Origin of the sequence: Pontivivens insulae (assembly GCF_900302495.1) — a bacterium.
GTDB lineage: Bacteria > Pseudomonadota > Alphaproteobacteria > Rhodobacterales > Rhodobacteraceae > Pontivivens > Pontivivens insulae.
The window spans coordinates 1,069,353-1,081,223 of sequence record NZ_OMKW01000001.1 but is presented as its reverse complement, the minus strand read 5'-3'; the positions used below and the strand labels follow the sequence as shown (position 1 = coordinate 1,081,223).

9 protein-coding genes are annotated in these 11,871 nt (G+C 57.6%); 8 read left to right on the top strand and 1 reads right to left on the bottom strand.

Features of this window, described 5'->3' with window-relative positions; all coding sequences use genetic code 11:
- Window positions 1-8 precede the first annotated feature (8 nt).
- The 8 genes from POI8812_RS05070 to dddP all read left to right on the top strand — a co-directional run bounded on the left by POI8812_RS05070 (window position 9) and on the right by dddP (window position 10,638).
- Window positions 9-608 carry a TRAP transporter small permease gene (locus POI8812_RS05070; protein WP_108781403.1) on the top strand — a complete coding sequence of 200 codons (600 nt, stop codon included), beginning with the start codon at window positions 9-11 and terminating at the stop codon, window positions 606-608.
- Window positions 605-1,900, top strand: a complete 1,296-nt coding sequence (locus tag POI8812_RS05065; protein ID WP_108781402.1) for a TRAP transporter large permease — start codon at window positions 605-607, stop codon at window positions 1,898-1,900. Before POI8812_RS05070 ends, POI8812_RS05065 begins: the two co-directional genes overlap by 4 nt.
- The gene (locus POI8812_RS05060; protein WP_108781401.1) at window positions 1,900-3,645 is read left to right on the top strand and encodes a bifunctional sugar phosphate isomerase/epimerase/4-hydroxyphenylpyruvate dioxygenase family protein; all 1,746 of its coding nucleotides are present in this window, start codon (window positions 1,900-1,902) and stop codon (window positions 3,643-3,645) included. The genes POI8812_RS05065 and POI8812_RS05060 overlap by 1 nt, the downstream gene beginning before the upstream one ends.
- On the top strand, window positions 3,642-4,436 hold the full coding sequence (locus POI8812_RS05055; protein WP_108781400.1) for a citryl-CoA lyase: 795 nt from the start codon (window positions 3,642-3,644) through the stop codon (window positions 4,434-4,436). Before POI8812_RS05060 ends, POI8812_RS05055 begins: the two co-directional genes overlap by 4 nt.
- Before the next feature lie 67 nt (window positions 4,437-4,503).
- Complete coding sequence (locus tag POI8812_RS05050) at window positions 4,504-5,400, top strand: sugar phosphate isomerase/epimerase family protein (protein WP_108781399.1); 897 nt, start codon at window positions 4,504-4,506, stop codon at window positions 5,398-5,400.
- Complete coding sequence (locus POI8812_RS05045; RefSeq protein WP_108781398.1) at window positions 5,381-6,790, top strand: aldehyde dehydrogenase family protein; 1,410 nt, start codon at window positions 5,381-5,383, stop codon at window positions 6,788-6,790. Before POI8812_RS05050 ends, POI8812_RS05045 begins: the two co-directional genes overlap by 20 nt.
- Window positions 6,790-8,595: a thiamine pyrophosphate-binding protein gene (locus tag POI8812_RS05040; protein ID WP_108781397.1), complete on the top strand. Its 1,806-nt coding sequence runs from the start codon at window positions 6,790-6,792 to the stop codon at window positions 8,593-8,595. The genes POI8812_RS05045 and POI8812_RS05040 overlap by 1 nt, the downstream gene beginning before the upstream one ends.
- 708 nt (window positions 8,596-9,303) lie before the next feature.
- A complete protein-coding gene (gene dddP, locus POI8812_RS05035) occupies window positions 9,304-10,638 on the top strand; it encodes a dimethylsulfonioproprionate lyase DddP (RefSeq protein WP_108781396.1) in 1,335 nt (444 codons plus the stop codon).
- Between the two features lie 302 nt (window positions 10,639-10,940).
- On the opposite strand, the gene POI8812_RS05030 is transcribed toward dddP, so the two are convergent.
- Window positions 10,941-11,831, bottom strand: a complete 891-nt coding sequence (locus tag POI8812_RS05030) for a LysR substrate-binding domain-containing protein (protein ID WP_108781395.1) — start codon at window positions 11,829-11,831, stop codon at window positions 10,941-10,943.
- Window positions 11,832-11,871: the final 40 nt, after the last annotated feature.

Genomic DNA, 11,871 nt, shown 5'->3' with positions numbered 1-11,871 from the left:
GATCCACCATGTCCAAGTTTTTCAGGTGGGTTTCCCGAATTTCTGACGCGATCGCGGCCACACTGCTGGCCGTGATCTTTTTTACATTCCTTTTGCAGATTGCGACGCGCTATGCGCCCAAGATCATAAACTATTTTGGATTGGCAGAGATCTTTCCAGCCTTGGGCGCCATTCAACCCCTCGGCTGGACGCTAGAACTGATCGCGATCCTGTGGGTTTGGGTCATCTTTTTCAGCTGCGCCTTCGTGGTGCGTGAATGGGATCACGTGAAATTCGACATCGTTTTTCTAGCTGTTTCCCGCCGGATGCGCGCGATCTTTGCAGTGATTTCAGCCGTAGCCATCGTTGCGGGAATGCTCTACGCCCTGTTGCCCACACTTGATTACATCGACTGGATGAAGATCCGCAAAACCTCGACCGTGCGGAACCCATTCACGGGTAGCAAAATTCCAATGCGCACGATCTTCAGCGTCTACGGTGCCTTCATGATCGTCGTTGCCGTTCGCTATGCGTGGCTGGCGATTGACACATTTCGTAACGGCCCACCCAAGACCGAACTTGAAATTGTGCTTGAGGCGGAAGCCGCCGCTGAAGAGGCGAAATCATGAGCTTTGAGCTGATCTCTCTTCTCGTCACCCTTTTCTTTCTCGCCGGGATCGGTACGCCTATCGGCTATTCGATACTGCTCGCAGCCATTGTGTATCTTGGTGTTTCGGGCGCTGATGTGGCGTTGGCTGGAGAGAAAATTCTCCAAGGCTTCTACGGCAGTGCGATCCTTTTGGCTGTGCCGCTGTTCATTGTCGCTGCAAACATTATGAACGCAGGTTCAATCACCGACCGGTTGCTGAACTTCTGCGTGGCGGTCGTGGGTCGCTTCAAGGGTGGTATGGGCCATGTGAACGTGGTCGCTTCACTCATCTTCTCGGGTATGTCCGGCTCTGCGGTGGCAGACGCGGCAGGTATCGGGAAGATCATAATCTCAATGATGACCCGGAATGGTAAATATAACCGAGGGTATGCCGCGGCCATAACTGCGGCCTCGGCCACCATCGGCCCGATTATCCCTCCCTCGATACCGATGGTCCTCTACGCTTTGATTTCAAATGCTTCAATCGGGGCTCTGTTTCTGGCGGGCATCCTGCCGGGGTTGATTATGGGTGTTGTCCTGATGGCGATGAACGGCTTTCTTGCGCATAAGCGCGGGTTTGAGGTGGAAGAAGCTGTTCCGCTTAAGCAACTGCCCCGCATCACGGGGAACGCATTTCCAGCGCTGTTGATGCCGGTCATCCTGCTCTATGGCATTTATGGTGGCGTAACCACTCCAACTGAAGCCGCTGCGGTCGCTGCTTTCTATGCGTTGCTTCTGGCCGCTTTGTTCTACAGATCACTGTCGTTCAAGGTACTGTATCAGGTATTCGTGGATTCAGCCCGCTCGTCGGCCGCCGTTGGGATCGTCATCGGCGGGGCTTTTGTCCTCAACTACATCGTGATCACTGAACAGATCCCGCAGGCCATTCAAGGATGGCTGCAAGGTGCGGACATCAGCCCGATTATGTTCCTCATCATGGTCAACATGCTGATCCTGGTCCTTGGCTGCGTGTTAGACGCAACCACGATCATTCTGGTAATCGTGCCTTTGTTCATTCCGACATGTGAGGCCCTTGGGATCGATCTGGTGCATTTCGGCGTGCTTGTTGTCGTCAACTCCATGATCGGTTTGATCACGCCGCCCTATGGTATCCTTTTGTTCGTGATCAATGCTGTCACAGATATTCCGCTACGCGAAATCATCTCGGAAATCTGGGCTTTCCTTGCCGTGCTCGTCGGGGCTCTGGTCGTCATGATGTTGTCGCCTGATCTGGTGCTGTGGTTGCCGCGACTGCTAGGCTATCAGGGCTGATGCTGTCGATTTCGACAAGTCTACTGGCAGGTCCGTTCAAGGACCGTTTGAAGGCGATCTCCGCTGCTGGTTTCGACGCAATCGATCTGGATTTGACCGACGTTGCCCAGTTTGGGGGATCGATTGATGAACTCCGTGCAACGATCGCTGCGGCTGGTCTCCAAGTGTCAGCGCTTGGACCCCTGCCCGCCGATGCGGCGGCCTCGCTGATCAATGCGAAGATTGCGCTAGCGAAAAGTCTCGGCGCAGGCTGCCTAGTTGTTGGGTTTGACAGCATGGAAACCATGGTCATCCCCGACCCTGATGGGATAAGGATTGCGGTGCGTCCTACGCGGCGCGCAGAAGATGCAGCGATCCGCGCAATCACTGATGCGCATGACCCGCTGATTGGTCTAGCGCTCGACAGCTTCGCGGTGCTTGGGGACAGGTCTCGTCCGGCGCGACTGCGTGATATCGGCGGGGCAAAGGTCTTTCACGTGACAATGTGTGACGGACCGCAAAAGCCAATGCTGCCTGGTCAGGGGACGCTCAATCTTGGTGGCTTTGCACGCGTACTGGCCAGGGCAGGCTATGACGGGCCTTGGTCTGTCGGGAACGCCGTTGACGCTGAAACAAGCGTTCTGAACGCCTACCGCGCACTCGCCAATGCCTTATCAGACGCTGCCGAAACCGAGCCTTTGCTGCGCCCTGCTACACCCCGACTACCGCAAAAGGTGCCCGTACGGGGCGTAGAGTTTGTCGAATTCACAGTTGACGCGGAAAGCGCACGTGAACTTGAAGGCGTACTTGAAACACTTGCATTCCGCCGGGAGCGCCAGCATCGCAGCAAGGATGTGACGCTTTGGCGGCAGGGGGCGATCAATATCGTCATCAATCGCGACGGGGCCGGTCACGCCGCAGACGCCTTTGCGCAACACGGACCTTGTGTCTGCGACATGGGCTTGCGCGTAGGTGACGCCCGCCAAACAGTCGCACGGGCCGAGGCTCTGGGCAGTGCTGCTTTCGCGCAGGATGTCGCCTTGGGAGAGTTATCAATTCCCGCGATCCGCGGCGTTGGTGGCGGCGTGATCCACTTCATCGACGAAAATTCTGATCTGCACCGCGTCTGGGATATCGAATTCGAACCCTTGCCGCAGAACGCACCACCGCCGCCTGCCGGTCTTCGCCGCATAGATCACGTGGCGCAGACAATGCGATATGATGAGATGCAGAACTGGCTGCTTTTTTACCTTACCACTTTCGAGATGACGAAAGAGCCGATTGTAAATGTTGCCGATCCTTCAGGTGTCGTGCGATCTCAGGCCCTTGCGACTCCCGAAGGCGAGGTTCGACTAAACCTCAATGGGGCGGCAGGTGCAGCGACACTGGCTGGGTCGTTTGTGTCGGGTCAGTCCGGAGCGGGCGTGCAGCATCTTGCGTTTTCGAGCGACGATATCTTCGAAACGTCTGATCATCTGCACTCCGCTGGCTTCACACGCCTTGCCATCCCATTGACCTATTACGCCGACACCCAAAGCGCCTTTGATTTGAGCGATGCTATGACGGAACAACTGCGCGCACATAACGTTCTCTATGACCAAGACGAACACGGCGCCTATTTCCAACTCTATGGCTGCAGCATCTTTGGCGGTTTCTTCTTTGAGATTGTCCAGCGGACCGGGCGATACGCCGGCTATGGCGCCCGCAACGCACCGATCCGGCTTGCAGCACAAACTCATTTGAAAATACAAGGCGGTGCCGCATGAGTAGCGATGCAGACGCAATACGCAATTGGTGGCACACGTCCATCATCGATATGGAACCCGGGCGGATCGCCTTTCGCGGTCACCCAATAGAGACGTTGATCGGCAAAATCAGTTTCCCGCAGATGATCTGGTTGATGACTGCTGGTCGCCTCCCTTCGTCAGAAGAGGCGGTATTGCTCGAAGCGGCCCTTGTGGCTGGCGTCGATCATGGCCCGCAAGCGCCTTCCATTGCTGCTGCCCGTATGACGGCGACCTGTGGCGTCGGCCTAAATAACGCGATGGCCACTGGCGTTAATATGTTGGGCGACGTGCATGGCGGTGCAGGGGAACAATGCGCAGAGCTGTATTACGATATTGCCGCACGCATGGACGCTGGTGACGCATTGGAGGCGGCAGTTGAGACCGGTCTTGATGCTTGGCGTGCCGTGAACGGCAAGATCGTCAGTGGCTTTGGTCACCGTTTTCACAAACCGGTCGACCCTCGCGCCCCACGCTTGATGGCCTTGGTGCGCGAAGCAGCGCAAGCCGGCACAGTTGACGGGCAGTTCGCAGAGATCGGTGAGGCTGTGCAGGCCAACCTCAGTTTGCGCAAGCCGATCGCCATGAACATCGACGGCGCGACGGCAGTAATCTTTTGCGAGTTGGGATTTGCCGCGCCCTTGTCGCGTGGCCTGTTTTGCCTATCGCGATCTGTCGGAATCCTTGCCCATGCGTGGGAGCAAATGGAGCAAGGAGGCCGAAATAAGGGGCCGATGCCGCCATCCTATTTTCCGAAATATGACGATACATAAAATCACATAGATTTTGGATTACATATTATGATAATGCTATTTGCGGATATCATAAGGTGATTCACTCATGCCGGACGACGCTGGCACCCCGCTTTATTCGCTTGCTCATCTGACGCTGATCAATGCCACAGCGCCGGAACTGATCTATATCGCTGCGCGCGCGGGATATGACGCAGTATCGCCGCGCTTCATTCAGATGAACGTGCCCGGCGAGTTTCGCGAAAGTCCCATCGACAAAGCGATGGTGTCAGCGACGAAAACCGCGCTGCAGAGCACGGGTTTGAAGGTGCTCGACATCGAACTTGCGCGCGTTACCGAAGACTGCGACCCACGCACCTTCGAACGTGCCTTTGAGCTTGGCGGAGAATTGGGCGCCACGCGTATGATCATGTCCGCATGGACAACAAGCCGTGACGACCGTGACTTCGTCGTCGATTGCTATGCCGAGACCTGCGAAATCGCCGCACTGTATGGCTTGTCTGTCGATCTTGAGTTCCCCAGCTTTAGCCGCCTGCGCACGCTCGACGAGGCATTGGACATCGTCCGCGCCGCCGACCAACCCAATGGTGGTATCCTTGTTGACACTCTGTACCTGCATCTCAGCCGAGTGGATGTTGGTGAATTGCTGCACGTTCCCGGAAATCTGCTCAACTTCCTCCACATTTCAGACGCGTTGCCCGGCATTGCAGATACCCGTGAGGGCATGATCCAGCTCGCGCGCGATGCGCGGCTGTATCCCGGAGAAGGCTGCATTGATTTCGCGGGCATCATCGAACGGATGCCGCCCGTGGATTATTCCATCGAACTGCCCAACCAGTCCCGTGTCGCGGAACTAGGGTTCGAAGAGCACGCCCGTCGTTGCCTGATCCACGCCAAACGCACCTTTGGCTCTGTAAGAAGCCAGCGGCGCACTTATCCCATTCCACCGACCGAAAGCACAACTGATGCCCAAAGAGCTTACTGAAGAGGACCGCGCAATCGCGGCCGACATGATTGCTCGCGCCCGTGGAGCGATGGCCGAAATCGAAGATTGGACGCAGGCCGATCTCGACCGCCTCAGCCAAGCAATCGCTTGGTATGCGGGAAACGAAAAGACCTTCACACGGCTGGCTGAGCAGGGCGTTGATGAAAGTGGCATCGGGGATCGTGCGGGCCGCCCAGCCAAAAGGTTCAAAATCCAGATGGTCCTGCGCGATGTGTTGCGTACGCCCTCCACTGGAATAGTCGAAACGGATGAGGAGAAAGGCCTCGTCAAATACGCCAAACCAGCAGGAGTGATTGCCTCACTCATCCCAATGACCAACCCAGCCATGACCCCACCGGTCACAGGGGTCTCTTCTGCCAACGCCCGCAATGCAGTGATCTTCTCACCCCACCCGCGCACGGCTGGTACCACTTTTGAGATGACGCAAATAATGCGCAAAGCCTGTGTTGAAGCTGGCGCACCTGCCGACCTGTTTCAGTGTGTGCGTCACCCCTCGATTCCAATGACTCAACATTTGATGGAGGAATGCGACCTCACGCTTGCCACAGGCGGCAAACCCATGGTCACAGCGGCCTATTCCTCCGGTCGCCCTGCGTATGGCGTCGGTGCTGGCAACTCCTCTATCGTAATCGACGAGACGGCCGATATTGAGATTGCTGCTCAGAACACCCGAATTTCCAAAACATCTGACTTCGGGTCTGGCTGTTCGGCGGATGGCAACATCATCATTCAGAGATCCATTTACGATCAAATGGTCGCTGCGCTGCAGGCTGAAGGTGGATACCTCTGTAGTTCCAAGGAGAAGGCGCTGCTCGAGGCCGCGATGTGGGACGAAAGCGGAAACCGCACCTTCCCGACAATTGCATGCCGCCCGCAGCAGGCGGCTGACGTGGCAGGGTTTTCGATCCCCGAGGATCGCAAGTTTCTGATGGTCGAAAATCAGGGCCAGATCGGTGCGAAGTACAAGTTCAGCAAGGAAAAGCTAACGACACTCATGGCGCTCTATCATTTTGAAACCTTTAACGACGCACTCGATACCGTGCGCGCCATCTACAACACAGGCGGTAAGGGGCATTCATGCGGCATTTACAGCCACAGCGACGCCAATATTGACGCACTGGCCCGCGTGGCACCTGTGAGCCGGATGATGGTACGTCAGCCGCAATCCAAGGCCAATGCGGGCGCATGGACAAACGGAATGCCGATGACGTCCAGCCTAGGATGCGGGATCTGGGGCGGCAACATCACCAATGAAAACGTCACTATGAAGCACATGATGAACTACACTTGGGTGGCACGACCTATCCCCGAGGATCGCCCCTCTGAGAAAGAGCTCTTCGGTGAGTTTTACGGACGGGACGTGGCATAATGGTTGGTCAAGAAGCAGTCACAAAAGTAAGCGGTAAGACCGTTGCAGAGCACATCGTTGATTTCCTGCAGCGACGGGATGTTGAGCATGTCTTTGGCCTATGCGGACATACCAATATAGCTGTTCTGGCAGCTCTCGCTGAAAGCCCAATCGATTTCGTAACGGTGCGCCACGAACAAATCGCGAGTCATGCGGCGGATGCCTATGCGCGTGTAACAGGACGGGCATCGGTCGTACTCTCGCACCTTTCGCCGGGCCTAACAAACTGCGCTACAGGTGTTGCCAACGCGGCCCTTGACTGTATCCCAATGGTTGTGATTGCGGGTGACATACCTACTCATTACTACGGCAAACACCCGCATCAGGAGGTCAATTTGCATGCCGATGCGGCACAATGGGAAATTTATCGGCCCTTCGTGAAGCGAGCCTGGCGTGTCGATCGGGCGGACTTGATCGCGGAGATCTTGGAGAAAGCTTTCCACCTGGCTGAAAGTGGTCAACCCGGCCCCGTTCTGGTGAACGTGCCGATGGATATCTTTAGTGAAGTTATCCCATCTGATACCTTTGATCGCGTCGCTAGGAATACGAGGGCCCTGAACAAGCCCAGCATTGACGATGAGACAGCCCGCGCAATTGTCCAAAAGATCGCAAATGCTAAGACACCTGTCGCCTATGTCGGAGGCGGTATCCTTTTGGCGCAAGCATCAGAAGAGCTCGACGCATTCGCCACTCATATGGGGCTTCCCGTTGCGCATTCGTTGATGGGCAAAGGTGCGCTCCGCGACAACCATCCGCTCGTGATGGGAATGACGGGCTTTTGGGGGACCGCGTTGGTAAACCAAACCTGTCTGGCCGCGGATGTGGTATTCGCCGTCGGTACGCGGTTTAAAGAGGCTGACTGTTCCAGCTGGTACCCCGGGTTCACCTTCAATATTGGGACCGAGGGCAACGACACATCTGTGATCCACATCGACATCGAGCCGCAAGAGATAGGGCGCAACTACCCGACGGAAATCGGGGTTGTCGCGGATGCTAAGGCGGCCCTTCGGGTCCTGACCCGCATGGCAAAAGAGATGTATCCCGACGGGTTTGATCGCGTCGAGAAGAAGGCCGAGATTGCTGCCTTCCGCGAGCGTTTCACCGCCTCCAACGCAGAGATGCAGACCTCTTCCGCTTTCCCGATGATGCCTGAGCGCATACTTGCTGATACTCGATCAGCCTTGCCGGACGATGCAATTATCACCACGGATGTAGGATGGAACAAGAATGGGGTCGGTCAACAATTCGACATTCTTACACCGGGTTCCATCCTAACACCGGGTGGTTTTGCGACGATGGGTTTTGGACCACCTGCGGCCATTGGTGCAAAACTGGCAGCGCCTGATCGCGTTGTTCTTTCGCTGGTGGGCGATGGCGGCTTTGGGCAAAACCCGTCAATGTTGGCAACGGCGGTCGAGCTCGATCTGGCGATTATCTGGCTTGTGATGAATAATAATGCTTTTGGCACCATCGCAGGTTTGCAAAAGGCGCATTATGGTTTGACTTACGGCACCACATTCCCGGGCACTCCCGAGGCTCCAAAAAATGGGCCGAGTTATGCCGAAATCGCGCGGGCTTATGGGGCAGAGGGAATTCGCATCAGTTCCGCTGACGAGCTGCTGCCTGGGTTGCGAGCTGCAATTGCCTCAGGCCGCCCCACAGTGTTGGACGTGCCGATGATAAATAATCCAACTCCGACGACGGGTCATTGGAACATCCTCGACATCTATTCACCCGAGAAGGATGTAAGTCACGTGGCTACGTAAACAAATCTTCCACATTAGTCGTCGATGGGGATGCCTACTCCCCGTCCCTCCTCAAGATCGGTACCTAGTCCACTTCGGCACTTGGCGTAACAACCCCGACTCAAGCGGTTGAATCGGAACGTGTGATGTTTGTCTCGCTCTCAAGACAACTCACTACTGTCGGAAGTCTAGGATCAAAGAATAGTACTCCCTGCTTTCTCCCGCCAACCTGCACTTTTACTCCCAGAATGCGCTGCTTTGCAGCCAATGACAGTTTTCGAGAACCGCGACACAGCACACGGCTCGCTACCCCAATGTCAGCCTAAGGCCGCCCGCTGTCGTGTTCCGCAGTCATGCGCTTTACATGCTGGAATGCCTACCAAAGCAGCAATGGGCCCGCACCGTCCGATGCTGCGCAGCGCATGAACGGCGATATCAACTAGATCAAGCTGCAGTTGCAACATCTTGTTCCGCGTAGAATGCGACCCGGGTGCCCGGGCAGTTCCATAAGTCCGAAAGAAAGCTGCTGTAGCGGCTCACCTCTTTCACTCGTACGTCCGGTTGGGGGGTAGCTCCGCGTTTAGATGCGGCCGTGAGGCACTCGTGAGGAGGCGGTATGAGACGCGACATCAGGTGTCGTAACTGAGCACATGGCCGGCCGGTACAGACTTACACTGGTATGAAGCGGGGTTGTTTGAGACTCTGGAAAATTGCCAAGGTGGCCAGCAGATGAACCTTCACTACAGCGCAACGCGCAAGATAGATCCTTCGCAGGGCAGCCGCCTCGGCGACGGCACAGAGAATAACGGCAACCGCGTTGAGATTGGACCCACGCCGCTCGCCTTCGAGGAATGGCGAAAGGCAGGGTTGCAACTGCCGGATCTGAAGCTGATGCGCGAGGCGCGGCACCGTCGCCTAACGGATGCCGTCGTAGCAAGAGGCTATGGCGGTCTTCTCATGTTCGACCCTCTAAATATCCGTTATGCAACCGATACAACGAACATGCAGCTTTGGAACACGCACAACCCATTCCGGGCGGTGCTGCTCTGCGCAGACGGCTACATGGTCATCTGGGACTATAAGAACGCGCCCTTTCTGTCCGGGTTCAACCCGTTGGTGCGCGAGGCGCGGTCCGGTGCTGACATGTTCTATTTCGCACGCGGCGACCGGATTGGTGACGGCGCGAAGGCCTTCGCTGCCGAGGTCGCGGACCTTCTAGAAACCCACGCGCCAGGTCACAGGATGATCGGAGTCGACAAAATCCAGCCCCACGGACTCGATGCGCTTCGGGCGGCGGGGCTGGAGTATCGCGACGGCGAAGAGGTGACGGAGCGCACACGTGCCATCAAGACCGAACACGAACTGCGTGCGATGCGCTGTGCTGTCCATTCCTGCGAACGTGCCATGGCCGTGATGGAGGACTTCGCGCGGACGGAAATCCCGCGGGGCGGTGTCACCGAAAACGACGTCTGGGCGGTGCTGCATGCAGAGAACATCAAGCGAGGTGGCGAATGGATCGAGACGCGGCTGTTGACCTCTGGTCCCCGCACGAACCCGTGGTTCCAGGAATGCGGTCCCCGCGAGATCGCCAAAGACGAGATACTCGCTTTCGACACCGATCTGATCGGCCCCTACGGTATCTGCGCCGACCTAAGCCGGACGTGGTGGATCGGCGATGGCCCGGCTCCAGCACACATGCGGGAGAGCTACGCCGAGGCGGTGGAGCATATCCGTTATAACACTTCGCTGCTCCGGCCTGGCTTACATATGGACGAGCTGACGTCGTCACTCCATGTGCTTCGACCTAAGTATCAGGAGCTCAAATACTCGTCGCCACTGCATGGGGTGGGCATGTGCGACGAATGGCCATTGATCGCTTATCCCGACCGCTTCGTGCCGGGCGCCTTCGACGCAATTCTCGAGCCAGGACTTACCCTATGCGTTGAGGCACTGGTGGGCGAAGTTGGCGGTGACCACATGGTCAAGCTTGAGGACCAGGGCGTTCTGACCGAGGACGGCTATGAGACCATATCCACATATCCGCACGACAAGCGGTTCCTGTAGCCGCAATGTACCGAAAAAAGCGGGTCTTGCAGCATCCGCCGCGAATGGCCATTTTATCATGCCGAGCGTTACTTCGGTCGATCAAATGCACGGCAACGCAGCGAATGGCCCGTTTGCCGGACTGCATCGCAGCATTCAGCCCCCTGCCCCAAGGTCGGCTCCGGGCCACCTGCTCCAACGTGGCCAAACCAATGCTGCTGCGCGACTATCGTCTCGAATGAGCCCAATCTGCTCGTTGCTGCGTCATAAACGAACGTCCGCCATGGAGATGTACAGCGTACAGCGCGATGGAATTGAGTGATTCAAACAGGCCCGGCAGACAGTGTGACCCAGTCCAGAAACACCTTGGCGCTCAGAGACTTCGGTAGCCTTGCGGTGAGGTAGTACGACGTACCTAAATCTATTTCCCCCTCCGGCCACATACGCAGAGCCCCGTCACGCACCGCACCGCTCGCGATCGAGCGCCAGCCCAGCATGACCCCGCGCCCGTCGAGTACCGCCTGCGCCGCCTGCACGTAGTTGTTGAAGGTCTGCCCCGAGAGACGCGCCCGCGGGATGCCCCGGGCGCGAAGATAGTCCTCCCACCCGGCCCAATGCTGGTTGTGCGGACTGCGCACATGGATGAGCGGCGCCCGATCGAGACCCACACCCTCGACCTGCAACCGCTCCAGCAGGGCAGGCGCGGCCACCGGGCAGACCCGCTCATCGAAGAGCTTGAGCGTCGTGCCCTCGCGCCAGCCGCCGGTGCCGTAGCGGATGGCGATGTCGATGCCAGGCGAAAGATGCGGCAGGTCGGTCGCGGGGGCCTGCACGTTCACCGTCATCTCCGGATGCGCAGCATAGAACTCGGGCAGGCGCGGCATCAGCCAGTAGGTCGCCATGCCAAGCGTGCAGGACACCGTGACCTGGGCCTCGTCCTGCCCGCTGAGCGCCCGGATGTCCTCGAGCGCGGCCGAGATCTGCCCCAGCCCGTCGCGCACCGCGCGGGCCAGAAGCTCGCCCGCCTCAGTCAGCTGAGCCGGCCGCGTGGCGCGGTCGAAGAGCGTCGCCCCCACGTGCTCTTCCAGCGCCCTGAGCGCCTGGCTCACCGCCGGCTGGGTCACGTTGAGCCGCGCCGCCGCCAGTCGCATCGAGCCGTGACGGGCGACGGCCTCGAAGGTGGTGAGCAGGCGGAGTGGCGGGAGACGGTCCATCAACTTAACCCATGACTTAAGATATCATCAGGCTAATCCG

Bases quoted from the DNA above. Each gene is read 5' to 3' on its own strand.
- POI8812_RS05065 (WP_108781402.1), top strand. From the start codon at position 605: ATGAGCTTTGAGCTGATCTCTCTTCTCGTCACCCTTTTCTTTCTCGCC.
- POI8812_RS05030 (WP_108781395.1), bottom strand. From the start codon at position 11,831: ATGGACCGTCTCCCGCCACTCCGCCTGCTCACCACCTTCGAGGCCGTC.
- POI8812_RS05060 (WP_108781401.1), top strand. From the start codon at position 1,900: ATGCTGTCGATTTCGACAAGTCTACTGGCAGGTCCGTTCAAGGACCGT.
- POI8812_RS05070 (WP_108781403.1), top strand. From the start codon at position 9: ATGTCCAAGTTTTTCAGGTGGGTTTCCCGAATTTCTGACGCGATCGCG.
- POI8812_RS05040 (WP_108781397.1), top strand. From the start codon at position 6,790: ATGGTTGGTCAAGAAGCAGTCACAAAAGTAAGCGGTAAGACCGTTGCA.
- POI8812_RS05050 (WP_108781399.1), top strand. From the start codon at position 4,504: ATGCCGGACGACGCTGGCACCCCGCTTTATTCGCTTGCTCATCTGACG.
- dddP (WP_108781396.1), top strand. From the start codon at position 9,304: ATGAACCTTCACTACAGCGCAACGCGCAAGATAGATCCTTCGCAGGGC.
- POI8812_RS05045 (WP_108781398.1), top strand. From the start codon at position 5,381: ATGCCCAAAGAGCTTACTGAAGAGGACCGCGCAATCGCGGCCGACATG.
- POI8812_RS05055 (WP_108781400.1), top strand. From the start codon at position 3,642: ATGAGTAGCGATGCAGACGCAATACGCAATTGGTGGCACACGTCCATC.